This window comes from Streptomyces sp. NPDC048751, from assembly GCF_043198595.1.
In the GTDB taxonomy this organism is placed as follows: Bacteria; Actinomycetota; Actinomycetes; order Streptomycetales; family Streptomycetaceae; genus Streptomyces.
On record NZ_JBICUX010000001.1, the window covers coordinates 1,015,562 to 1,037,639 of the forward strand.

The 22,078-nt window shown below is 68.9% G+C and carries 19 protein-coding genes and 3 pseudogenes; 15 read left to right on the forward strand and 7 right to left on the reverse strand.

Annotated elements, in window-relative coordinates; genetic code table 11:
* The first annotated feature begins 33 nt into the window (after positions 1-33).
* Together ACGFNV_RS04550 and ACGFNV_RS04555 are read left to right on the forward strand one after the other, a co-directional pair.
* Positions 34-999 carry a pirin family protein gene (locus ACGFNV_RS04550; RefSeq protein ID WP_393619293.1) on the forward strand — a complete coding sequence of 322 codons (966 nt, stop codon included), beginning with the start codon at positions 34-36 and terminating at the stop codon, positions 997-999.
* A gap of 242 nt (positions 1,000-1,241) precedes the next feature.
* A pseudogene (locus ACGFNV_RS04555) lies at positions 1,242-1,446 on the forward strand (hypothetical protein); the annotation flags it as partial.
* 75 nt (positions 1,447-1,521) lie between these two features.
* Here the strand turns inward: ACGFNV_RS04555 and ACGFNV_RS04560 are convergent.
* Positions 1,522-2,478, reverse strand: coding sequence for a GlxA family transcriptional regulator (locus ACGFNV_RS04560; RefSeq protein WP_393619294.1), 957 nt, complete (start codon positions 2,476-2,478; stop codon positions 1,522-1,524).
* 140 nt (positions 2,479-2,618) lie between these two features.
* On the opposite strand from ACGFNV_RS04560, the gene ACGFNV_RS04565 reads away from it, so the two are divergent.
* The 4 genes from ACGFNV_RS04565 to ACGFNV_RS04580 all read left to right on the forward strand — a co-directional run bounded on the left by ACGFNV_RS04565 (position 2,619) and on the right by ACGFNV_RS04580 (position 6,540).
* Positions 2,619-3,221, forward strand: a complete 603-nt coding sequence (locus ACGFNV_RS04565) for a DJ-1/PfpI family protein (protein WP_393619296.1) — start codon at positions 2,619-2,621, stop codon at positions 3,219-3,221.
* A 427-nt stretch (positions 3,222-3,648) separates the two neighbouring features.
* Positions 3,649-4,686, forward strand: coding sequence for an ABC transporter substrate-binding protein (locus ACGFNV_RS04570; RefSeq protein WP_393619298.1), 1,038 nt, complete (start codon positions 3,649-3,651; stop codon positions 4,684-4,686).
* A gap of 56 nt (positions 4,687-4,742) precedes the next feature.
* Positions 4,743-5,708 carry a FecCD family ABC transporter permease gene (locus tag ACGFNV_RS04575; RefSeq protein WP_393620026.1) on the forward strand — a complete coding sequence of 322 codons (966 nt, stop codon included), beginning with the start codon at positions 4,743-4,745 and terminating at the stop codon, positions 5,706-5,708.
* 4 nt (positions 5,709-5,712) lie between these two features.
* The gene (locus ACGFNV_RS04580; protein ID WP_393619300.1) at positions 5,713-6,540 is read left to right on the forward strand and encodes an ABC transporter ATP-binding protein; all 828 of its coding nucleotides are present in this window, start codon (positions 5,713-5,715) and stop codon (positions 6,538-6,540) included.
* A gap of 195 nt (positions 6,541-6,735) precedes the next feature.
* Here ACGFNV_RS04580 and ACGFNV_RS04585 read toward each other — a convergent pair whose 3' ends face one another.
* Positions 6,736-6,954, reverse strand: a complete 219-nt coding sequence (locus tag ACGFNV_RS04585; protein WP_393619302.1) for a hypothetical protein — start codon at positions 6,952-6,954, stop codon at positions 6,736-6,738.
* A gap of 342 nt (positions 6,955-7,296) precedes the next feature.
* On the opposite strand from ACGFNV_RS04585, the gene ACGFNV_RS04590 reads away from it, so the two are divergent.
* Together ACGFNV_RS04590 and ACGFNV_RS04595 are read left to right on the forward strand one after the other, a co-directional pair.
* On the forward strand, positions 7,297-7,878 hold the full coding sequence (locus ACGFNV_RS04590; protein ID WP_393619303.1) for a hypothetical protein: 582 nt from the start codon (positions 7,297-7,299) through the stop codon (positions 7,876-7,878).
* 37 nt (positions 7,879-7,915) lie between these two features.
* A complete protein-coding gene (locus ACGFNV_RS04595) occupies positions 7,916-8,659 on the forward strand; it encodes a YcnI family protein (protein WP_393619304.1) in 744 nt (247 codons plus the stop codon).
* A 289-nt stretch (positions 8,660-8,948) separates the two neighbouring features.
* Here the strand turns inward: ACGFNV_RS04595 and ACGFNV_RS04600 are convergent.
* Both ACGFNV_RS04600 and ACGFNV_RS04605 read right to left on the reverse strand, forming a co-directional pair.
* A pseudogene (locus ACGFNV_RS04600) lies at positions 8,949-9,511 on the reverse strand (ATP-binding protein); the annotation flags it as partial.
* Positions 9,508-9,933 carry a hypothetical protein gene (locus ACGFNV_RS04605; RefSeq protein WP_393619306.1) on the reverse strand — a complete coding sequence of 142 codons (426 nt, stop codon included), beginning with the start codon at positions 9,931-9,933 and terminating at the stop codon, positions 9,508-9,510. The gene ACGFNV_RS04605 and the pseudogene ACGFNV_RS04600, both read right to left, overlap by 4 nt.
* A gap of 176 nt (positions 9,934-10,109) precedes the next feature.
* Between ACGFNV_RS04605 and ACGFNV_RS04610 the strand changes: the two genes are divergently transcribed.
* Together ACGFNV_RS04610 and ACGFNV_RS04615 are read left to right on the forward strand one after the other, a co-directional pair.
* Positions 10,110-10,400: a GNAT family N-acetyltransferase gene (locus tag ACGFNV_RS04610; protein ID WP_393619307.1), complete on the forward strand. Its 291-nt coding sequence runs from the start codon at positions 10,110-10,112 to the stop codon at positions 10,398-10,400.
* Positions 10,401-10,669: 269 nt separating this feature from the next.
* Positions 10,670-11,311 carry a superoxide dismutase gene (locus ACGFNV_RS04615; protein ID WP_393619309.1) on the forward strand — a complete coding sequence of 214 codons (642 nt, stop codon included), beginning with the start codon at positions 10,670-10,672 and terminating at the stop codon, positions 11,309-11,311.
* A gap of 230 nt (positions 11,312-11,541) precedes the next feature.
* Here ACGFNV_RS04615 and ACGFNV_RS04620 read toward each other — a convergent pair whose 3' ends face one another.
* Entirely contained in the window at positions 11,542-12,000 is a 459-nt protein-coding gene (locus tag ACGFNV_RS04620; protein ID WP_393619310.1) for a MarR family winged helix-turn-helix transcriptional regulator, read from the reverse strand.
* Between the two features lie 112 nt (positions 12,001-12,112).
* Here ACGFNV_RS04620 and ACGFNV_RS04625 point away from each other — a divergent pair, with 112 nt between their 5' ends.
* The 5 genes and pseudogenes from ACGFNV_RS04625 (at position 12,113) to ACGFNV_RS04645 (ending at position 18,404) form a co-directional block, all read left to right on the forward strand.
* A complete protein-coding gene (locus tag ACGFNV_RS04625; protein ID WP_393619311.1) occupies positions 12,113-13,204 on the forward strand; it encodes a substrate-binding domain-containing protein in 1,092 nt (363 codons plus the stop codon).
* A gap of 486 nt (positions 13,205-13,690) precedes the next feature.
* The gene (locus ACGFNV_RS04630; protein ID WP_393619313.1) at positions 13,691-15,424 is read left to right on the forward strand and encodes a purine-cytosine permease family protein; all 1,734 of its coding nucleotides are present in this window, start codon (positions 13,691-13,693) and stop codon (positions 15,422-15,424) included.
* A gap of 305 nt (positions 15,425-15,729) precedes the next feature.
* A pseudogene (locus ACGFNV_RS04635) lies at positions 15,730-16,941 on the forward strand (thiamine pyrophosphate-dependent enzyme); the annotation flags it as partial.
* 96 nt (positions 16,942-17,037) lie between these two features.
* Positions 17,038-17,880: an RNA polymerase sigma factor SigF gene (locus tag ACGFNV_RS04640; RefSeq protein WP_393619314.1), complete on the forward strand. Its 843-nt coding sequence runs from the start codon at positions 17,038-17,040 to the stop codon at positions 17,878-17,880.
* 194 nt (positions 17,881-18,074) lie between these two features.
* A complete protein-coding gene (locus ACGFNV_RS04645; protein WP_393619315.1) occupies positions 18,075-18,404 on the forward strand; it encodes a SpoIIE family protein phosphatase in 330 nt (109 codons plus the stop codon).
* A gap of 295 nt (positions 18,405-18,699) precedes the next feature.
* Here the strand turns inward: ACGFNV_RS04645 and ACGFNV_RS04650 are convergent, their stop codons facing one another.
* Together ACGFNV_RS04650 and ACGFNV_RS04655 are read right to left on the reverse strand one after the other, a co-directional pair.
* The gene (locus tag ACGFNV_RS04650; protein WP_393619317.1) at positions 18,700-19,908 is read right to left on the reverse strand and encodes a phosphatidylserine/phosphatidylglycerophosphate/cardiolipin synthase family protein; all 1,209 of its coding nucleotides are present in this window, start codon (positions 19,906-19,908) and stop codon (positions 18,700-18,702) included.
* A 455-nt stretch (positions 19,909-20,363) separates the two neighbouring features.
* Positions 20,364-22,004: an NAD-dependent malic enzyme gene (locus tag ACGFNV_RS04655; RefSeq protein ID WP_393619319.1), complete on the reverse strand. Its 1,641-nt coding sequence runs from the start codon at positions 22,002-22,004 to the stop codon at positions 20,364-20,366.
* Positions 22,005-22,078: the final 74 nt, after the last annotated feature.

Genomic DNA, 22,078 nt, shown 5'->3' on the forward strand with positions numbered 1-22,078 from the left:
CGCGACGGCTCCCACAGGACTAGGTTGGGCGACATGAGCAATCTTGATCGCGAGGCGGTTCCCGCCGTGTGCGGCGGCCGTGGTTTCGTCGTGGCGGAGCCGGTCCGCGAACTTCTCAGCCCTCGCCGTGTGAAGCTCGGCGAGTCCACCGAGGTCCGCCGCCTGCTGCCCAACCTGGGCCGCCGCATGGTCGGTGCCTGGTGCTTCGTCGACCACTACGGCCCCGATGACATCGCCGACGAGCCCGGCATGCAGGTGCCCCCGCACCCGCACATGGGCCTGCAGACGGTGAGCTGGCTCCACGAGGGCGAGGTGCTGCACCGCGACTCCACCGGCAGCCTGCAGACGATCCGTCCGCGCGAACTGGGCCTGATGACCTCGGGCCGGGCCATCAGCCACTCCGAGGAGAGCCCCAGGTCCCACGCCCGCTTGCTGCACGGCGCCCAGCTGTGGGTCGCGCTCCCCGACAGCCACCGCCACACCGACCCACACTTCGAACACCACGGCGACCTGCCGGTCGTCACGGCCCCCGGCCTGAAGGCCACACTGATCCTCGGCGGCCTCGACGGGGCGACCTCGCCCGGCACGACGTACACCCCGATCGTCGGCGCCGACCTCACCCTGGCCCACGGCGCGGACGTACGCCTGCCCCTGGAGCCCGACTTCGAGTACGCCGTTCTCTCCATGTCCGGCGAGGCCCACGTCGACGGCGTGCCCCTGCTGCCCGGCTCCATGCTCTACCTCGGCTGCGGCCGCACCGAACTCCCCGTACGCGCCGAGTCCGACGCGGGCCTGATGCTGCTCGGCGGCGAGCCGTTCGAGGAGGAGCTGATCATGTTCTGGAACTGGATCGGGCGGTCCCAGGAAGAGATCGTGCAGGCTCGTGCGGACTGGATGACGGGTTCCCGGTTCGGTGAGGTGAAGGGGTACGACGGAGCCCCGCTTCCGGCCCCAGAGCTGCCGCCCGTGGCGTTGAAGCCCAGAGGAAGGGTGCGCTGACCTGCTGAGACGGGTGAGCTGGGCTGCTGGGGGCAGGAGGTCGCGGTTTCCCGGCTCCTTGCTCCCGGCTGTTGAGAGCGGCATGCGAGAAGTGGTCGGGCGTGCCTGGTCGCGGGCGGACTGTTGATTCCGAAGTGCGGCTGCGTGTGGCAGTCCGCTTGCTGACTTCTGCTGACTTAGCTGACGAGGTGTCAGCAGGTGATGCTGTGACGCGGGCATGGAGCCAAACGTGGGTGCGCGCGATGGCATGCCCTCTCGTGGTCCTGTGGGCGGAGGCCACCCATGACGTTAAGTGCTTCTTCGATCCGGACCTGGTGGGGTCGCTGCGGGACGTACGTGTCCCTGGTGCCTCGGGCGGAGGTCGTGCTGTCGTGTCCGGCTGACGCTGAGTGCCCGAATCTGCGGGTCTGGCCCACTGCCGATGTCCTGGCGATCCTCCGTTTCTATCACGCGGCTGGCCGGGGGCCCCGGCCTGCTGGAGAAGTCTGTCGCCTGGCCGACAGGGAGTCGGCTGGGCAGGCGTCAGATCACGGCGAAAGCCTGGCGGTATTCGCTCGGTGTGGTCCCTGTGGTGCGGCGGAAGTGCTGCCGGAAGTTCGCCGGGGTGCCGAGGCCGCAAACCTGACTGATGTGGCTGATGGTGGCGTCGGTGGTTTCGAGGAGTTCGCGGGCTCGGTCGACGCGTGCCGTGTTGAGCCACTTGATAGGGGTGGTGCCGGTCTCGGCCGCGAAGCTGCGCACGAAGGTCCGGGTGGATTGCCGGGCGTGTGCGGCCAGGTCGGCGACCGTCAGTGGCTTGTCAAGGCGGGTCAGCGCCCATTCCAGAGTCGGGCCGAGGCCAGTCCTGCTCGGCGGTGCCGGCGGCCTCCTGATGAACTGCGCCTGTCCGCCTTCCCGATGCGGTGCGGCGACGATCTCTCGTGCCACCGCGTTTGCGACGGCCGTTCCGTGGTCGCGCCGCAGGAGGTGCAGGCACAGGTCGATGCCGCTGGCCACGCCCGCGGAGGTGAGGACGTCTCCGGCGTCGACGTAGAGTGCGTCGGGTTCGACCTCGACCTTCGGATGGAGGCGGGCGAGTTCGTCGGCGTAGCGCCAGTGTGTCGTCGCGCGCCTACCGTCGAGCAACCCTGCGGAGGCGAGCGCGAACGCTCCTGTGCAGATCGAGGCGATGCGGGCGCCGTTGAGGTGTGCCTGGCGCAGTGCGGCCACCGCGTCGTCCCGTGAGCCGTCGAGGTATCCGCGGAAGGCGGGCACGATCACGGTGTCCGCGTCGCGGACCGCGTCGAGACCGTGCGTGGCGAGCAGGGGCCATCCCTTGTCCGTTTCGACGGGACCCGGGACGCGACCGCAGAGCATCACCTCGTAAGGCAGTTCTGGCAGACCGAGGATATGGAACGGCATGCCGACCTCCATCGGCAGCACTCCGTCAAGTGCGAGCACGGCGACACGATGCCGCCGGACAGGGCGTTGTGATGTCATCGAAACGGCCACGGCAGAAATCTATCGGCAGTCGCGTCTTATGCCACTTGTGGGTGTGACGGCGGGCCCGGAACGATCAAGTGATCAGGTCCCGAACTCGTGTTGAACCATCCGCTCGCTCTCCAGGAGACGCCAAAACCATGACCGACGTACTGCCCTATCGAGTCACCGTGTTGTTCTTCGAGGACGTCGAGCCGTTGGACGCCGTCGGCCCGTGGGAGACCCTCCGGCTCTGGCAGGAGTTGACCGAACGGGACGTGGTCGTCCGTAGCGCGAGCATCGATGGCGGACCGGTGCGGTGCGGCCTGGGGCTGACGGTCACGCCCGACGGTGCCATCGACGACGGGCCGAGGCCGGACCTCCTCGTTCACCCCGGCGGTGCCGGGACCGATCTCCTTCAGACCGACCAGACGCACCTGTCACGCCTGCGGGCTCTCGCGGACGAAGGCACGCTCATGGCGTCCGTCTGCAACGGTGCCCTGGTCCTCGCGGCGGCGGGACTCCTCGCGGGGCTCAGCGCGACCTCTCACTGGAGCGTTCTCGACGACCTCGCGTCGCGGTATCCGGACGTCGATGTGCTCACCGGGCAGCGATGGGTCGATGCCGGACACATCGTGACCAGCGCGGGCGTGTCCGCCGGGATCGATATGTCGCTTCACCTCGTCGACCGCCTCGAAGGGGCGGAGATGGCCCGGCAGGTGGCTCACGTGATGGAGTACCCATGGCCGCCGGAGACCCCCTGACCGCGTACTCGGCGAAGTGCTCAGGCAGGTACGGATGAACGGACTCTGTCGCCTGATCGTGTGATGAGCCTGCGAACTTGTGGTGGGTCCACGGTCAGGTTCTGTCGAGTTCTGCGTGGCCGTATCCGGATCGCTTGATCAGCTGAAGCCGGCGACCTGAGCTCCGAGTTGAGGAGAGGCCGGCGATGACGGCGTGCTGGTCGTGGAGGAGCCTGCGGGTGAACTGCGGCAGGGATACCAGGCGCTGACGCGGACCTCCTCGATCAAGTCGCGCAGGTCCACCCCGCATTGCCTGTACTTGAGGGCGGTCAAGAAGCGGACGCCGCGAAACGCTTCGCAACTGCCGGGAACCCACGGCCACTTCGCCTCGACTACTGCAACAGAAACCTTCCAGCTCACAAGCGCATTTCGTACGCAGGGAGCCCGCATGTCGATGAAACGGCCGGTCGCCACCGTCCTGGCCGCAGCCCTGTGCCTCCTCACGGCGGCATGCGGCTCCTCGCCCGACGACAAGGCGAGCGACAGCACGACCGAGGCTGCGGCCTCGAACTCCGGCTACCCGGTGACCCTCGACAACTGTGGCGAGAAGCAGACCTTCGAGAAGGCGCCCAGCCGGGTCGTCGTGATGAACGGCGCCTCCGTGGCCGAGGTCTCCACGCTCCTTGCCCTCGGCCTCCAGGACAAGATCGTCTCCAACCAGCAGAGCTACGGCATGTCCGAGGTCGCCGGCCGGGCCGCCGCGATCAAGTCCCTGCCCACCGGGAACGTCAAGGTCAACGAGGCATACGACATTCCCCGCGAGGCGATGCTCGGGCTGCGCCCCGATCTCGCCCTGTCCGTCACCACGTACGGCTTCGACCGGAAGAACGGCTTCGCCACCCGCGAGCAGCTGAAGCAGGTCGGTGCCAACAACTACGTCTCCCCGCAGGGCTGCGACGACGACCCCTCCAAGATGACCGTCGCCGACAGCTACCGGCTGCTGCGCGACATGGGAAAGATCTTCAACGTCAGTGACAGGGCCGAGAAGCTGATCGCCGCCTCCGAGAAGAACATCGCGGCGGTCTCCGAAAAGGTCAAGGGAGTAAAGCCCCCGAAGGTCATGGTGCTCTTCTCCAACATGTCCATGGGCAGCAACGACTTCAGCTCGGTCTTCGCCCACGGGATCGTCAACGACATCCTCGCCAAGGCCGGCGCCTCCAACGCCTTCGGGGACGCCGCCAAGACCACCTTCGCCGACCTGAGTAAAGAGAAGGTGGCCGCCACCGACGTCGACGCCCTCGTCGTCATCGGCTACAACGACCCCAACCCGGCGGCGTACGCCAAGAAACTTCTCGAGGAGTTCCCCCAGTGGCCGGCCGCCAAGAACAACACGTACGTGACGCTGTCCGACTCGATGTACCTGGGCCCCAGCAACGACCTGGCCGTGGAGAAGATCGCGAACATGCTGCACCCCGACGCGCTCTGAGCCGGTTCAGGGTTCAGCTGGCGTTCATGCTCCTGCCCGTCGCGCTGGCCGCCACCATGATCGTGGCGATCAGCATCGGCGCCGTCAACGTCCCCGTCGGGGACGTGTGGGGGATCGTCCTCCACCACGTCACCGGCGCCGGGACGGCGCCATCCGATCCCGCGCTCGACCAGATCGTCTGGAACTTCCGCACCCCGCGGGTGGTCCTGGCAGCCGTGGTCGGCGCGGGCCTGGCGGTGTCCGGCGCGGTGCTCCAGACCGTGGTGTCCAACCCGCTCGCCGACCCCATCGTGCTGGGCTTCTCCTACGGCGCCACGCTCGGCGCCGTCCTCGTCATCACCCTGGGTGGTGGCGCCGCGCTCGCCGGGCTCGGGGTGTCGGCGGCGGCCTTCCTCGGCGCGGTCGCCGCCGGCGCGCTGGTCTTCGCCCTCGGACAGCGCCGGGGACGGATGGCCCCGACCAGGCTGGTGCTCGCGGGCGTCGCCGTGGGATACGTCTTTCTCTCCGCGACCAGCTACGTCCAGCTCCAGGCGACCCCCACCGAGCTGAGGACGGTGATGTTCTGGATGCTGGGCAGCGTCTCGGGCGCCCAGTGGGACCAACTGCCCACAGTCACCGTGGTCGTTCTCGCCACGACCACCCTGATGTCCCTGTTCGGCCGCCGCCTCAACGTGCTGCTGGCCGGCGACGAGTCCGCCACCGCGCTCGGCGTCGACGTCAACCGGCTGCGCGCCGTCCTGCTGGTCCTCAGCGCTCTGCTGACCGGCACAGTCATCGCGGTCGCGGGCAGCATCGGCTTCGTCGGCCTGATGATCCCGCACCTGGTGCGGCTGACCATTGGAGCCGACCACCGCCGACTGCTGCCTCTGACGGCGCTGCTGGGCGCCGTCTACCTGGTCCTGGTCGACCTGCTCTCCCGCACTCTCAACCGCCCCAACGAACTGCCGCTGGGCATCCTCACCGCCCTGCTCGGCGCCCCCTTCTTCCTGTGGCTGCTGCGCCGCAACAAGGGTTTGGACTGACCGTATGAAACTCACTGTCGACCGGCTCCAAGTCACCCTGGACCGCAACGCGATCCTCCGGGACGTGAGCCTTGAGGCCCGCAAGGGCGACATCGTCGGGCTCGTCGGCCCCAACGGCAGCGGCAAGTCCACCCTGCTGCGGGCCGTCTACCGCTCACTGCGCCCGGTGGACGGCGCGGTCAGGGTGGGTGAGGACGACGTGTGGCAGTTGTCCCCCCGCGCCGCGGCCCGCCATACGGCGGCCGTACTCCAGGATGCAGGCGGTAACACCACCGGCCTGACGGTCAGCGAGATCGTGGCCCTCGGCCGCGCCCCTCACCACGGCCTGCTCGGCCGCGACGGACCCGAGGACCACGAGGCCGTGTCCGACGCGATCGACCGCTGCGGCGTACGGTCATTCGCGGACCGCGACTACGCATTCCTGTCCGGCGGAGAACGCCAGCGCGTCCTGCTGGCCCGGGCTTTGGCCCAAAACCCACAGCTTCTTGTGCTGGACGAGCTCACCAACCATCTCGACATCCGCGCCCGGTTCGAGCTCCTGGACCTGATCCGGGCCACCGGCGTCACCACCCTCGCCGTTCTGCACGACCTCGACCTTGCCGTCCGCCTCTGCGACCACGTCGTCGTCCTGAGCGAAGGAGCCGTGGCGGCGGCGGGACCGGTGTTGGAGGTGCTCACCCCGGATCTCCTCGCCGATGTTTTCGGTGTCAATGCGAGCACCGAACGGCACGCCGACGGTGTCATCCGCATCACCTACGCGGCCCGCCCACTGGCGCATGGTGGGAGCCCGGAAGACGACGCCGCCCACCACGCCGAAACCGCCGGCCTCTGAAGCGGCGGTGAGTTTGCGTCAGACCCCGGATTCCCGGGACGGGTTCCGGGGCCTCCTACTGGATCCCGGACCAGGTGGACTCGGCCGCCTCGGTCCCGTCGTAACGGGGCACCAGGTGCAGGGCCATTTCGCCGAGGGACGCCCCCCGGCCATCCAGGCGACCCCGCCATGGCGGCGAGACGGCCGAAGCGCGGGTCAGGCCGGGGCTGCGGTCAGGCGGTCCAGTGCGCCGGCCTTGGCCTGGGCGACGAGGTCGGCGAACTGCTCCTCGCTCATCTGGACCTGCCGCCCGAAGTCATCAGTGATCCGCACCCGCTTGTCCTCGGGCGCATCCGCGTCGAGGAAGAGCTGCGGACATCCGCAGTTGCAGTTCCCGCAGAAAGTCGCTATCGGTTCCGGGCTCACGCCAGCCATCGGTGCCACCTCGTCCCAGTTCGTCGCTCCGCCGTGCGGATGCTCCGGCACCTCATGGATGCCCAGCGCTCGACTCACGTGCAACGGGCCGACATACGGGGAAAATCGCACCCGTCGGAAGGAACTCACAGCGGGCTATATGCGACTTTTGAAGCGAAGCGCCCTCGTTCACGGGCGCTTCAGCTGCCTCGTCGCCGCTCGAGAGAACTCGGCATCGGACCGATGGCGCATCCGACTCCCGAGGCGAAGCCAGCCATGCAAGCAGACGGCGTCGGGCGGCGGTGGTGCGAAAGTGCACACGCTGCAAGGTCCCCGTGCGCCGCGTGGGAGTATCGGGGCGCCATGGACGTGTCCTTGCCGGTACGGGGCCTGCGCGCGGCGGTGTTCGCCGCGCTGTGTGTGCTGCTCGCAGCCGGGGGACACGTGCTGGCGACCGGGGTAGCGCCACCCGTGTGGGCGCAGGCCGCGGGCTTCGCGCCCGTATTCGTCGCCGCTGCTCTGCTTGCCGGGCGGGAGCGTTCGCTCGCCGGCATCGGAGGCGGGACGCTCGCAGCTCAGAGCGGGCTGCATCTCGCGTTCGAAGCCGCCCGACCGCATGCCGTGATGGCCATGCACGGCATGCGCATGGCCCACACGCACGCGATGGCGCCCCACGCCACCTCGGCCCACATCGCGGCGGCCGTCCTCATGACCTGGTGGCTGCGGTGGGGCGAGGCCGCGATGTGGTCGCTGCTGCGGCGGGCGGTGGCGCTCGTGCCGGGGCTGGTGGCTTGGTGGGGGCTGTCGTCGGGGGCGTGGAGCTCACCCGCGGCGGCGGGTGTCGCGGGCAGGGCAGCCGATGAGCGCCGCCTGTCCTGTCAGGTGTTGTTGCGGTACGCCGTGCGCCGACGTGGACCTCCGGTGCGGATCTGGTACGCGATCTGACCCCAACACCTTTTTCAAGTATGGAGATCCATCCCTCATGTCTCTGACACGCATCACCCTGCGCCGCGCGGCCACCGTGACCGCGCTGACCGCCGCAGGAGTCCTCGCCGCCGCAGGCACCGCCTCCGCGCACGTCACCGTGCACCCCGACAGCTACGCCAAGGGCACCACCGACGGCGTCCTGACCTTCCGCGTCCCCAACGAGGAGGACACCGCGAGCACCACGAAGGTGCAGGTCTTCCTGCCCACCGACCACCCCGTCCTCGGTGTCCTCGTCTCCCCGCAGGACGGCTGGACCGCGAAGGTCACCAACACCAAGCTCAAGACGCCGGTCAAGACCGACGACGGGACCATCACCGACGCCGTCTCCGAGATCACTTGGACCGGCGGGAAGATCGGCGCCGGCCAGTACGAGGACTTCAACGTCGCCTTCGGTCAGCTGCCCGAGGACACCGACCAGCTGGCCTTCAAGACCCTCCAGACGTACTCCGACGGGAAGGTCGTCCGCTGGATCGAGGAGGCCGAGCAGGGCGGCGAGGAGCCGGAGAATCCGGCGCCCGTCCTCAAGCTCACCGCCAAGGGCGCGGAGGAGGACGGCAGCGCCGCCACCGCCACGTCGGCGAGCCCGAAGAGTTCTGCGAGTGCCGAGCCGGCCGCGTCGAGCAGCGACTCGACTGCTCGTGGCCTCGGGGTGGCCGGCCTGGTCGTCGGGGTGCTGGGTCTGGCGGCGGCGGTGTTCGCCGTCGTGCGTAGCCGCTCTGTGAGGTCCCGGACCGAGTAGCCCCTTCCTGGTGTCCTGCCGGCGGAGCCCTGTCGGCAGGACCCGGCCTGTCGCGGGCGTGCGGACACGGGACGGGATGTGATGCGCGAAAGGCGGGATTGCAGGCGGGCGACTTCGTGTCTTTCACGCTGCACTTCGAGCGCTGCGGGGCGATCAAGACCATCGCGGCGGTGATCCGCCCGAGCGACCGAGCCGCTTGAGCGAGCCGTTTGAACCGAGCTGCTTGAGGGCTTCCCTGCCTGTCGGTGGCGCAGGCGAGGACTGTGCCGGACGCGTGCCTGCGCCAGGTACGCCGGTCGAGTTCGAGGTAGCCGAGTTCGTCGATTTCGAGCAGGTCGATGCGTCCGTAGCGGGCGATGGTCTGCCCAGCTGCTTGTCGTCGGCGGCCTCGACGAGCTCGTTCACCAGGCTGGCGGCGGTGGTGTAGCGGACGCGGTAACCGGCCATGGCGGCAGCGGTGCCCAGGCCGATGAGCAGGTGGGACTTGCCGGTGCCGGAGTCCCCGATCAGACGCAGCGGGTAGCCCTTGGTGATCCAGTCGCAGGTGGCCAGATTGTGGATGACGGCCGGGTCGACGTTGGGGTTGGCGGCGTAGTCGAACTCGCGCAGCGACTTCTCGCGCGGGAAATGGGCGGCGCGGATGCGGCGTTCGGCCCGGCGGCGGTCGCGGTCCTCGCACTCGGCCATCAGCAGCTCGGCGAGAAATCCGGCGTAGGACAGCCCCTCGCGCTCAGCGCGGGCGATGGTGTCGGCGGCCTGGGCCCGCATGATGGGCAGCCGCGGCATCCGGCAGGCGGTGTCGATCGCGGCGTCGGATGCCTGGGCGGTGAGCGCATGCTGGGCGGCAGTCATGACGAATCCTTCCGTCGCAGGTTCAGCAATTCGTCCCACTGCTCCAGACGGGGCAGCGGGCGGGCGTCCTCGGGCAGTGACCTGGCCAGACGACGCGGAGCGAGATGGCTGACCTGCGGCAACTGCGGGTCCACCGGGTCTTCCTGGTCCGCCACTGCCGGTGGGGTGGTGACGGTGGGGGCCCGGCCGGCTGCCTGGGCGGCTTTGCGGGCCTCCAGGGCAACCACGTCGTCGTTGCAGGTGCCCAGGTCGACGGCGGCTCGCAGGCCCGCCAGCATGTCCGCGTGCTGCTGATGGCGGTGCAGGAGCAGGACCCGGACCAGGGCTTTCGCGCCCTCGATCTCGCCGAGCTGCCGCTGAGCCATGGCCCAGAACGCCTCGTGCTCGGCACCGTCCCAGGGCAAGCCCCAGGGTGGGGCCACTTCACCTCGCCACTACCCCCAAGTACCTCCGAACGCCCCTCGCAGTGGGACCAGTTGGAGTCGCCCTGGGTGGAGCCAAATGGTGCCGCCCTAAGGGCTGTCCCGTAATCCCTGGTGGATCAGCGTGCGGCGTCAGATGCGGTGCATCGCAAGGCGGAGGGACGTCCGCATACTGGATGTATGCGGACGTTCCGACAACGCGGCGAGGTGCCGTAGCTGTCGTCGCACGCCCGCCAGGGATTACGGGACAGCCCTTAGCCACTCAGGGCCAGGGCATCGGGCGCTACCTGGTGGAACACATGATCGGCCAGGCCAGGGGCGCAGGTCTGGCCGCGGTGCGTGTGGTCGCCCATCCGCCGGCGGAGGACTTCTACCGGCGGCTGGGCGGCGTACGGGGCGGTACGGTCGCCCCGGCTCCGCCGAAGATCACGTGGGAGCGTCCCGCACTGCAGTTCGCCCACCGGTGACCGTGCCCGGCATGCGGTGACCGCGATCTCCCGGCGCCTCCCTGCCCGACGCTCGCCCAAGGGCCCTTCTGAGGAGGGGTGCGCCGGCCGAACCGGCGTCCTTTTCTCGAGGCAGGCCGAAACCTGGCCCGTTCTCTCCAACAGTGGAACGCCCCTTGGGCCTGCGACGCGACCGCGGTCCTAGGACCAACGCCTGATCGGCTATCGACTCCTTCTGCTGATAACGTGCAACTGCACATCGATTGCAATTATGTCGGAGGACGTTGGACATGGCGGTTTACACGCTCCCGGAGCTTCCCTACGACTACGCAGCGCTCGAACCGGTCATCAACCCGCAGATCATCGAGCTGCACCACGACAAGCACCACGCGGCGTACGTGAAGGGCGCGAACGACACGCTGGAGCAGCTCGCGGAGGCCCGTGACAAGGAGCAGTGGGGCTCGATCAACGGCCTGGAGAAGAACCTGGCCTTCCACCTCTCCGGGCATATCCTGCACTCGATCTACTGGCACAACATGACCGGCGACGGCGGCGGCGAGCCGCTGGAGAAGGACGGCGTTGGCGAGCTCGCGGACGCGATCGCCGAGTCCTTCGGCTCCTTCGCGGGCTTCAAGGCTCAGCTCACCAAGGCCGCCGCGACCACCCAGGGTTCGGGCTGGGGCGTGCTGGCGTACGAGCCGCTGAGTGGCCGGCTGATCGTCGAGCAGGTCTACGACCACCAGGGCAACCTCGGCCAGGGCTCCACCCCGATCCTGGTCTTCGACGCCTGGGAGCACGCCTTCTACCTCCAGTACAAGAACCAGAAGGTCGACTTCATCGACGCCATGTGGGCCGTCGTGAACTGGCAGGACGTCGCCAAGCGTTACGCCGCCGCCAAGGAGCGCGGCGACAGCCTGCTGCTCGCGCCGTGACGCCATAACAGCGTCTGCACAGACGTCCTGCTCGTGATCGTCTTCTCAACCTTCACTTGCAGGCGGTAACACGAAGGGCTCCCGCGAGGACGTGACTCGTGGGAGCCCTTCGCCTGTCGAGGCAGGCGCGGCTGTCAAGCGCACCGAGCGGGTCCGCTGACCGGCGACGCCCTGCCGGCAACGCCGGTCGAACACCTGGCGGTCACGGCTGCCGGTGGAGACCAGGAGGATCAGTGGGATCTTGCCGCACCGGTCCGGGGCCCGGGCTGTTGATCCAGGGCCGAGGCGAGCAGGGACAGGGCCGTGGCGAGTGAGCCTTGGTCGTCGATGGCGGCGAGGAGGCTGGCCTGCTCGGCGTGGACGCGGTGGGCGGCGCGGTCGTGGAGGATACGGCCACGGGCGGAGAGGTAGAGCAGGACGCGGCGGCGGTCGCCGGGATCCGCGCGGCGGTAGACGAGGTTGTCGGCGACCATGCGGTCCACGAGCTTGGTGAGGCTGGGGGCCGGCATGAGCGCGTGGTCGGCGATCTCGGTCATCGGGTGGCCCTTGCCGTCGGCGGTGAGGGACAGCACGCGCCACTGCTCGATGGAGCAGCCTTCCTCGGCCAGCAGCACCGTCAGCCGCCGGATCAGGCGCCGCTCGGCGTGGCTGAGGAGATGGGCGAGGTCCGGTGACGGTTCGGACGGCATTGCCGGTGTCCTTCCGGTAGGTCTACTGTGCGGGAACATTACGAGCCTCTGCGAGGGTGCCGGGGCCGGGACCAGGATCTGCGTCCCCCATGCCCTCACGGAGGTTGGTCTCATGGATCCGATGCGGCCGACGCGTCCGCGCAGCGCGGGTGAGGCGGTGACCGTGGCGCTGGTCGTGCCGTTGCAGGGCCCGGCGGGCCTCTTCGGCCCGTCGTGCGAGCTGTCGGCTCAGCTCGCCGCGGAGGAGCTGAACACCGCGGGCGGCATCCTGGGCCGCGAAGTCCGTCTCGTCGTGGTGGACGGCGGGGCGCCGCCGGAGCGCGTGGCGGCCGAGGTCGAGGCGCTGGTGTCGCTGGGCGCCGTGGACGCGGTGGTGGGCTGGCACATCTCGGCGGTGCGCAGGACGCTTGCGCCGCGCATCGCCGGCCGCGTCCCGTACGTCTATACGGCGCAGTACGAGGGTGGCGAACGTACCCCTGGGGTGTTCCTGACCGGGGAGGCCGACACGGAGCAGCTGCTGCCGGCGATGCGGCTGCTTGCCGAGGCCACCGGGGTGCGGCGCTGGTGCACGGTGGGCAACGACTACGTGTGGCCGCGAGCGACGGCCCGGGCCGCACGCCGGTACGCCCGCGCCCTGGGCGGCCGGGTCCACGACGAGGTCTTCGTATCGCTGGGGGCCGAGGACTTCGGTCCGGCGCTGCGCCGCATCGAGCGGTGCGGGGCTGACGCGGTGCTGATGCTGCTGGTCGGGGACGACGCGGTGCGCTTCAGCCGGGCCTTCTCCGCGTACGGACTGCACCAGCGCTGCCAGCGGCTGAGCACACACCTGGACGAGAACATGCTGCTGGCCGCGGGCGCCGACGCCACCGAGGGACTGTGGGCCGCGGCCGGCTTCTTCGAGGCGCTGGCGACCGCGGAGAGCCTGGACTTCGGCCGCCGCTACACGCACCGGTTCGGAGCGGAGGCGCCGGTCGCCGGAAGCCTCGGCGAATCCTGCTTCGAAGGGCTGCGGCTGCTGGCCGCCCTGGCGCAGCGGGCCGGGTTCCTGGACGTGCGCGCGATGCGCAGAGCCGCGGACGTCGGGGCGGGAGTGGCCTACGAGGGCCCGCGCGGTCTGCTGCGGCTGCGCGGCAACCACCTCCGGCAGCCGCTCTACCTGGCGCGGGCGGACGCGTTCGACTTCCACGTCGTCGCCCAACTCTGACACCCCTGTCCGCCTCGTGCTGGTCAGCGGGCCGGCAGCAGGCTCTCCCGCCGACCCGTTGACAGTACCCCGCCACAGGAATACTTTCTAGGGGAACTTTTAGGCAGCCTCATCGATCGGTGGGGATGCCGTAGGTGCTGTCCAGCTGATCGTCCCTTCGGTCCGCATGCAATTCCGGAACCCGACACTCTCCAGCCCCGTCTGCCGGCTCCCGCGGGACTGTGGATTTCATCGGAATTCCGAAACGCTTTCAGCGTCCACGCCGACGCTGAGTGGGTTTTTCGAATGGGCAGGTCGGAAGGGCTTCAGGCCGGTCGAAGCAGTAATGCCTCAGTTATCCTGCGCACGATTCTACGCGCGTCACCAAAGAGATAATCAAAGAACTTCCTTTTAAAGGCGGCGAAACGGCGAAGAAACAATGTGGCTGGAATCTTCCGTGCACTGCCCCGGGGTGTCCGGGGCTCCGCTCAGGAAGAGGGAACAGCCGTGACGGAGATCGTCGACAACCAGGCGCCCACGCCACCGCCGACGGTGGCGGACACGTCCGCCGAGGCTCCCGGCGCCGCAGGCCGCACGTACAACGACTGGGCCAAGAACGACACGCTGGAGGACTACTCGCTGCGCTACGCGCCCAAGTCCTTCCGCCGCTGGACCCCCTATGTCGTGGCCACCACAGCCCTGGGCGGCATCGCCTACCTCGCGGACTTCGCCATCGGCGGCTCGATCGCCATCTCCAACGGCTTCTCCAGCGCCATGGTGGCCATCCTCGCCGCGGCAGTGGTCATCTTCCTCACCGGCATCCCGATCTCGTACTACTCGGCGAAGTACTCCATCGACATGGACCTGCTGACCCGGGGCGCGGGCTTCGGCTATCTCGGCTCGACGCTCACCTCGGTCATCTACGCCAGCTTCACCTTCATCTTCTTCGCCCTCGAGGGCTCGATCATGGCCCAGGCGCTGGAGCTGGGCCTGCACATCCCGCTCGCCGTCGGCTACCTGATCTGCTCGCTGATCATCCTGCCACTGGTGATCTACGGCATGACGGCGCTGTCGAAGATGCAGGTGTGGACCCAGCCGGTCTGGCTGGTGCTGATGGTCGCCCCGTTCGTGTCCATCGCCATCCAGGAGCCGGGCAAGTTCTCGGAGTTCACCCACTTCGCCGGCAACTCGCCGACCGGCTCCAGCCTCAGCATGCTCGGTGTCGGCGCCGGCGCCGGCGTGGCCCTTTCGCTGATCGCGCAGATCGGCGAGCAGGTCGACTACCTGCGCTTCATGCCCGACAAGACACCGCAGAACGCGAAGAAGTGGTGGGGTGCGGTGCTCTCCGCCGGCCCCGGCTGGGTCGTCCTCGGCGCGGCCAAGCAGATCGGCGGCGCGTTCCTTGCCTTCTACATCGCCGGCAGCGTGGGCCTTTCCAAGGCCAACGAGCCCATCCAGCAGTACGTGCACGGTTTCAAGACCTTCGCCGCACCCGTCGCCCTGGGACTGGCCACCTTCTTCGTCATCCTGTCCCAGATAAAGATCAACTCGACGAACGCCTACTCCGGCTCGCTGTCCTGGTCGAACTTCTTCTCCCGCCTCACCCACCGTCACCCGGGCCGTGTCGTCTACATCTTCCTCAACGTCGGCATCGCGCTGGCCCTGATGGAAGGCGGCGTCTTCGGCTTCCTCAACACGGTCCTGGGCTTCTATTCCAACGTGGCCATCGCCTGGATCGGCGCGGTCGTCGCCGACCTGGTCATCAACAAGCCGCTCAAGCTCAGCCCCTCCTACATCGAGTTCAAGCGCGCCCACCTGTACAACTTCAACCCGGTCGGCTTCGGCTCGATGCTCATCGCGTCCGCGGTCTCCATCGCCGCCTACTTCGAGGCGTTCGGCGACTACGGCAAGGCGTACTCCCCCTTCATCGCCCTGTTCCTGGCCATGGCGCTCTCCCCGCTGTTCGCGGTGCTGACCAAGGGCAAGTACTACATCGCCCGCACCGACGACCTCGACGAGCCGCTGCTCGACTCCGACGGACTGCCGTCGGCGGCCACGCTGACCTGCTCGGTGTGCGCGACGGACTTCGAGCGGCCCGACATGGCGAACTGCCCCTTCCACCAGGGCGCGATCTGCTCGCTGTGCTGCAGCCTGGAGAAGGACTGCCACGACTCCTGCAAGAGCGAATCCGGCGCCGGACCGGTGCACCTGGCGATGCCCGCCGTCCGCGCCGCGGACTGACACGTCCACACTGCGTCCCGGCTCTCGCCCCTGAGGCGGGGGCCGGGACGCTCACTTGTGAACAGCAGGCAGACCTGCCGTGCGAAACGCCGCCTGTTAGTCGAGAACCCCGTCCGAGCTGCCTGAATGTGGCTGCCTCCCGCGGAAACGCCAACAATCTGGTGGCGCGTTGCTCCTTCGTCCGGTACCTACCGCTTCTCCCACAATGGCTACACCAGTAACAGGCCGCGGGGGCGCCGTGCGCGGGAACGTCCTTGCCGGTGGCGTTCCGGACGGTCCGGAGCACGGCTTCCGGATCGCGGATCCCGGAGTCCCAGGCGTTCCGGACTGCTTGCGCGATGACCGCATACAGCAGGACGGTCACCCTGCTCGTCGGTGAGGGCGCCCGCACCGCCCGCGAGGACGTCCTCACCCTCGCCGACCGCCTGGCCGCGCCGATGGTGCTCACGCTGAAGGCCAAGGCGGGCTTCGAGGGCGACGACAACCCCTTCCAGGTCGGCCAGACGGGGCTGATCGGCAACCCCGCCGCCGCGGCGGCCCTCCAGGACGCGGACACCCTTGTGCTGCTTGGCACGGACTTCCCCTACCGGGACTGGTATCCCGAGGGCCGGACCGTGATCCAGGTGGACACCGAGGCCACCCACATCGGACGCCGGGTACCGGTCGACGCCGGGCTCGTGGGGGACAACGGCGCCACCGTACGCGACCTCCTGGACCACCTCGCCGCCGCGCCCGCCGGGTCCGAAGGCGCACGTGACCGCTCTCACCTGGAGAAGGTGTGTGAACGCTTCGACAAGTGGCGCACGGGTCAGGCCCGGCTCGCCGACCCGTCGCACGACAAGGGCGTCGTTGGCCGTGTCCGCTCCGCGCTGACCAACCGTGCCCACGACATCCGCCCCGAAGTGCTGGCCGCGGCCGTCGACCGGATCGCGGCCGACGACGCCGTCTTCACCTCCGACACGGGCATGGCCACGGTGTGGCTTTCGCGCTTCGTCGAGATGCGTGGCGAGCGACGCCTCATCGGCTCCTACAACCTCGGCTCGATGGCCAACGCCATGCCTCAGGTTCTGGGCGCCCAGTGCCTGGACCGCGAGCGCCAGGTCGTGGCCTTCTGCGGCGACGGCGGACTGAGCACGCTCCTCGGCGACCTCATGACCCTGAAGACGTACCGCCTTCCCGTCAAGCTCGTCGTCTTCGACAACCGTCGGCTGGGCATGGTGAAACTCGAACAGGAGCAGTCCGGGCTGCCGGAGTTCGGCACCGTGCTCGACAACCCCGACTTCGCCGCCGTAGCTGAAGCCATGGGCATCACCGGCATCCGCGTGACCGACCCGGCCGACGTGGAGAGCGCCGTGCGACGCGCTTTGCGCAGTCCGGGCCCGGTCCTGCTCGACGTCCTCACCAACTCCGACGAGATCGCCGTGCCGGCCAAGCCGACCGTCGAACAGGGGTGGGGGTTCGCGGTGGCCAAGGTGAAGGAAGTCGTACGAAGTCACGGTGAGCCGAGGGGGGACTGACAGAGGTTCGAGGAATGCTGACCGGCGGCCGGGGTATGCGCGTGCTTGCCGGACCATGGCCCGGCGAGGACGAGGCCGACCGAAGGGGAGGGGCGCATGATGACGACGACCGTGCAGACCGCTGGGCAGACGGTGGACGTTCCGGAGATCGCGGACCCTGCCAAGGTCGCACCGAAGGACGCGCGGAAGTTGTCGAAGCTGTTCTTCGACCAGTTGGCGGTGCTGGAGGAGGGCACACCCGAGTACCAGTACGCCCGGAACACGCTGATCGAGATGAACATGTCCCTGGTCCGCTACGCGGCCGGTCGGTTCCGCAGCCGCGGGCCGGAGGAGATGGAGGACATCGTCCAGGTCGGCATGATCGGACTCATCAAGGCGATCGACCGGTTCGAGCTGTCCCGCGAGGTCGAGTTCACCTCCTTCGCCGTGCCGTACATCGTCGGCGAGATCAAGCGGTTCTTCCGTGACACCTCCTGGGCCGTGCACGTTCCGCGCCGGCTCCAGGAAGCCCGCGTCCAACTCGCCCGTGCCAACGAGGAACTGCGCAGCCGACTGGGCCGGACACCGACGACCAGGGAGCTCTCCGAGCTGATGAGCCTGTCGGAGGACGAGGTCGTCGAGGCCCAGCTGGCCTCCAACGGCTACAAGTCGGCCTCCCTGGACGCGGCGATCAACGGGAGCGAGGACGGCGAGGCCGCGCTGGCGGACTTCATCGGCGACGAGGACGCGGCCCTCGGCCTGGTCGAGGACTTTCACGCCCTTGGACCCATGATCGCCGAACTCGACGAACGCGACCGCAAGATCATTCACTGGCGGTTCGTGGAGGAACTCACCCAAGCCCAGATCGCAGATCGTCTCGGCGTCTCCCAGATGCACGTTTCCCGGCTGATCTCCCGTCTCCTGGCCCGCCTGCGCGAAGGCATGCTCAGCACCGCCTGACGGTCGGCGGCCCGACCACCGGACGGCGACCCGGTGTCCTCGCGGAGCCGGGGGAGAGAGACGTCGGGCGTAGTGCCTCACTTCGCGAGGTCCTGTCGGTCGGGCGGGGCTGGATCTCCCGGCTCTGCGCCGTTGCGTCAGCACCGCAGGGCTGCATCGCCGTCGAATCCGTTCACAGCCACCGGACGCCACACGTGTACGCGCTGCTCAAAGGCGCAGAAGGCGGCCGCTACCACCTGGAACGGGCGGGCGCCGGGCGTCCGCCGCCGCTGCTGGTCACCGCGGACGGTGACACCACCACCCAGGAAGCGCACAGCTTGCTGCTGGGCGCCGACCCGCACTCCGACGCTCCAGCGCCCGGTAGGCCGCTGCCCGTGGGCAGCACCCGCCTGCTGTGCACCAACGTAGGAGCCGACCGACCGGGGGTGCAGCGGGCGGAGCAGGAGGAGGTCGCGGTCGGGTATGCCGTACCGGCGCCGGGCTTCGAGGAGCGCGTTGAGCGATCATGCCGTCGGCGAGTGTGATGTGGGCGAGACCCGGCAGTGACGTGGCAAGACCCGCGAGATCGGCGGCCCCATGCGGCTTCGACGGCCTCGGTGTCGTCGTGTTCCAACTCGCCGCGTGGACGATGGACAGAGCCTGATCGTGCTGAGTGACGTGGACTTCAACGCCCTTGCCTTGCCCGCAGACGCTCGTGGGTGGATGCCGGGCGTAGCGGGCATCGGCATCGCCTTGCCGTTGGAAAGCGCCTCCCCGCACCTGAGTGTATGAGCTCGCGCGGCGCCTGCGGTTCACCTTGTGCCAGGGGTGCCGGTCGGCTCACAGGAAGCGCCGGATCGGGGTGACTACGGCTTCTCTGGCGCGTCGCAGCACGGCCCGCCGTGTCCATCTAGCGAGGTCGATGTCCAGGCTGCGCTTGAGGTCCGCCTCGTAGTCCCGGTCGAGCGAGGCAGTGAACTCCTCGTCCAGGACGGCGAGCATCACCTCTTCGTCGTGGTGCATGGACCGGCGGTTGAAATTGGTGGACCCGATGAGGGAGGCAACCGAGTCCACGGTAATGATCTTGGCGTGCATCATGGTCGGCTGGTACTGACGGATGCGCACCCCGGCCTGCAACAGACGCGTGTAGTGGTGTTGACCGGCGAGCTGACAGGCACGCTGGTCAGTGTGAGGGCCGGGCAACAGAATCTCGACACGCACGCCGCGACGAGCGGTTTCGCACAACAGGTCGATGAAGTAGGTGTCTGGGGCGAAGTAGGCGGTGGCCAGCCGGAAGCGTTCCTCGGCGGAGCTGAGCATGACCCGGATGAGGGTTTGCATGTCCTGCCAGCCGATGCTCGCGGAGCCGCGAACGACCTGCACCACCGACGAGCCGGCCTGCGGGTGTTCCGTGAAGCGATCCCGGCCGTCGAAGAGTTCGTCGTGGCACTCCGCCCAGTTCTGCGCGAACGCGGCCGCGATGCCGTCCACGGCCGGACCGCGCAGTTGGACGTGGGTATCTCGCCACTCGGCTGGGTTGCGGGCATCGCCGCACCACTCCTCCGCGATGCCGACGCCGCCGGTGAAGGCGGTGTGCTCGTCGACGATGAGGGCCTTGCGGTGACAGCGGTGATTCTGCTTGAACGGGGACAGCCACACGGGTTTGCGGAACCAGGCCACATGGACGCCCGCAGTGGTCATGAGGTCGAGCAGCCGCCGCTCGATCTCCTTGGCGCCGAAGCCGTCGAGCAGCAGGCGCACGCGCACCCCTGCGCGGGCGCGGTCGGCCAGGGCGACGGCGAAGTCGTGAGCGATCTGCCCCCGCCAGTACACGAACGTCATCATGTCGATGGTGTGCCGAGCCGAACGGATCGCCCCGAGCATCGCGGGGAAAATCTCATCACCGTTGCGCAGGGGTACGAGATCATTGCCTTCGGTGGCGGCCACGCCGAGCAGTCGCTCCAGCCGACGGCGCAGGCGCTGCTTGCGCGCTGCTGCGTCAGGCGGGGGGTCGCAAGCAGGGTGTACCGGTATGCCGTCAAGTATCACGCCGAATCCCCCACTGAACCATGCAGACAGAACGTCACGGGCGCTGGACGAGTCCGAACCATCACATGCCCGGCCCGTACCGCGTCACACCAGGCAGCTGCCTGGACCGAGCGCACCGAAAGAGGAACGACTTCATCCGCAGCGCTTCGGAGCCACGACGCCGCTCAGGATGCAGCGCGATCCCCGGGAATGCAGGCTGAGTTCGGCGGTCACGGTGCCGTCGCGACTTTCGCCCGGCAAGGCCCGTGCCGGCAGCCGGCAGCAGCGCCTTGCAGCCGACGGCGGGATCCAGGGATCCGTCGGCGATCTGGCGGTACGGGGCGGGGCCGGCTGCCCCGGACGCGGGCGGTGGCGCCGCCGAGGGTGATCGTGATCTCGCCGACGCTGCCGCCGCGGGTGAGGCGCCCGGTCGCGGAGCGAACACGGCAAGGCGGATGACCTGATGCGGCATCAGGTCATCGTTCGTACTGCGGGGTCCACTGGGTGCGTACGACGGCCGCCCGCAGATCCTCCTCGGTCGCATGCGGTGCGACGCCGTCTTCGACGGCCGCCACCGCCGCGGCCACGGCGATCTCCCGGGCAGCCTCGCGCATGTCCCGCAGTGCTGGCAGCAGCGGCGCGGGGCCGACGTCGTCCGTCGCGGATCGTGCGGCGCACCGGCCCACGGCGCGGGCGGCGGCGACCATCATCCGGTCGGTGACCCGGGTCGCCCGGGCGGCCGTCACCGCGAGGCCGATGGCCGGGAAGACGTACACGTTGTTGGCCTGCGCCACCGGTACTTCGCGGCCGTCGATCTTCAGGGGCGGGAACGGCGAGCCGGTGGCGACCAGGGCCCTGCCGTCCGTCCAGCGGGCGAGGTCGGCCGGGTCTGCCTCGGAGTGCGAGGTCGGGTTGGACAGGGGGAAGATCACCGGCCGATCGCAAACGGAGGCCATCTGCCGGACGATCTCCTCGGTGAAGGCGCCCTTCGCGGTGGACAGGCCGATCAGCACGGTCGGCTCCACCCGGCGGACCACCTCGGCAAGGCCGTACGACTCCTGCTCGTCGCTGCGGGCGTACACACGCTGCTCCTCGCTGAGCCCGTCGCGTGAGGCCACCAGCAGTCCCTCGACGTCAACGAACCAGAAGCGTGAGCGGGCCTCGTCCTGCGACAGGCCCTCCTCCGTCATCGCCGTACGGATCATGTCGGCCACCCCGACCGCCGCGGAGCCCGCACCGAGGATCACGATCCGCTGGTCGGTCAGGCGGGTGCCCGCGACCGTGGTGGCCGTGGTCAGCGCCCCGAGAACGACGGCGGCCGTGCCCTGGATGTCGTCGTTGAAGGTCAGCAGCCGGTCCTGGTAGCGGGTGAGGATCGGGCGGGCGTGGGCGGTCGCGAAGTCCTCCCACTGCAGCAGCGTGCCGGGCAGTTCGGCCTCCACCGCCGACACCAGCGACTCCACCAGCTCCTCGTACGCGGCGCCCGTGACGCGGCGCTCGCGGCGGCCCAGATAGTGCGGATCGGCCAACAGCTCCTCGTTGTCCGTCCCGGCGTCCAGCAGGATCGGCAGCGTACGCGCCGGGTGGATGCCGCCGATGGCGGTGTAGAGGCTCAGCTTGCCGATCGGGATGCCCATTCCGCCGACACCCTGGTCGCCCAGCCCCAGGATGCGCTGACCGTCGGTGACGACGATGACGTCCACGGCCGGGTGCGGGCGGTTGCGCAGGATCTCCCGGAAGCGGTGCCGGTCCTCGTGCGACAGGAACAACCCGCGCGGGCGGCGGTAGATCTCGCTGAAGCGCCGGCACGCCTCGCCGACGGTCGGCGTGTAGACGACGGGCAGCATCTCCTCCAGGTGGCCAGTGACCAAGCGGTGGAAGAGGATCTCGTTGGTGTCCTGCAGCTGGCGCAGATAGATGTGCCGGTTCAGCGGCTTGTCGTAGCCCAGGAACGCCTCGTATGCGCGGTCGGCCTGTTCGTCGAGCGTTTCCACGGCAGGGGGAAGCAGCCCGTCGAGACCGAGCGCGGCCCGCTCCTGGGGGTCGAAGGCGGTGCCTTTGTTGCGCAGGGGATCTGCGAGCAGGGTCGTGCCGCGAGGGGATTCGTTCACTGTCATGGTGGTTCGTCTTCCCTGGATACCTGCGCATGGACGCAAAGCCGTCGGCAAGGAACGGTCATCACTCCGTCGAG

What these genes read in the sequence shown, in the direction of transcription:
- ACGFNV_RS04550 (WP_393619293.1), top strand. Translation starts at nt 34, where the DNA reads ATGAGCAATCTTGATCGCGAGGCGGTTCCCGCCGTGTGCGGCGGCCGT.
- ACGFNV_RS04560 (WP_393619294.1), bottom strand. Translation starts at nt 2,478, where the DNA reads ATGACATCACAACGCCCTGTCCGGCGGCATCGTGTCGCCGTGCTCGCA.
- ACGFNV_RS04565 (WP_393619296.1), top strand. Translation starts at nt 2,619, where the DNA reads ATGACCGACGTACTGCCCTATCGAGTCACCGTGTTGTTCTTCGAGGAC.
- ACGFNV_RS04570 (WP_393619298.1), top strand. Translation starts at nt 3,649, where the DNA reads ATGTCGATGAAACGGCCGGTCGCCACCGTCCTGGCCGCAGCCCTGTGC.
- ACGFNV_RS04575 (WP_393620026.1), top strand. Translation starts at nt 4,743, where the DNA reads ATGATCGTGGCGATCAGCATCGGCGCCGTCAACGTCCCCGTCGGGGAC.
- ACGFNV_RS04580 (WP_393619300.1), top strand. Translation starts at nt 5,713, where the DNA reads ATGAAACTCACTGTCGACCGGCTCCAAGTCACCCTGGACCGCAACGCG.
- ACGFNV_RS04585 (WP_393619302.1), bottom strand. Translation starts at nt 6,954, where the DNA reads ATGGCTGGCGTGAGCCCGGAACCGATAGCGACTTTCTGCGGGAACTGC.
- ACGFNV_RS04590 (WP_393619303.1), top strand. Translation starts at nt 7,297, where the DNA reads ATGGACGTGTCCTTGCCGGTACGGGGCCTGCGCGCGGCGGTGTTCGCC.
- ACGFNV_RS04595 (WP_393619304.1), top strand. Translation starts at nt 7,916, where the DNA reads ATGTCTCTGACACGCATCACCCTGCGCCGCGCGGCCACCGTGACCGCG.
- ACGFNV_RS04610 (WP_393619307.1), top strand. Translation starts at nt 10,110, where the DNA reads ATGTATGCGGACGTTCCGACAACGCGGCGAGGTGCCGTAGCTGTCGTC.
- ACGFNV_RS04615 (WP_393619309.1), top strand. Translation starts at nt 10,670, where the DNA reads ATGGCGGTTTACACGCTCCCGGAGCTTCCCTACGACTACGCAGCGCTC.
- ACGFNV_RS04620 (WP_393619310.1), bottom strand. Translation starts at nt 12,000, where the DNA reads ATGCCGTCCGAACCGTCACCGGACCTCGCCCATCTCCTCAGCCACGCC.
- ACGFNV_RS04625 (WP_393619311.1), top strand. Translation starts at nt 12,113, where the DNA reads ATGGATCCGATGCGGCCGACGCGTCCGCGCAGCGCGGGTGAGGCGGTG.
- ACGFNV_RS04640 (WP_393619314.1), top strand. Translation starts at nt 17,038, where the DNA reads ATGATGACGACGACCGTGCAGACCGCTGGGCAGACGGTGGACGTTCCG.
- ACGFNV_RS04655 (WP_393619319.1), bottom strand. Translation starts at nt 22,004, where the DNA reads ATGACAGTGAACGAATCCCCTCGCGGCACGACCCTGCTCGCAGATCCC.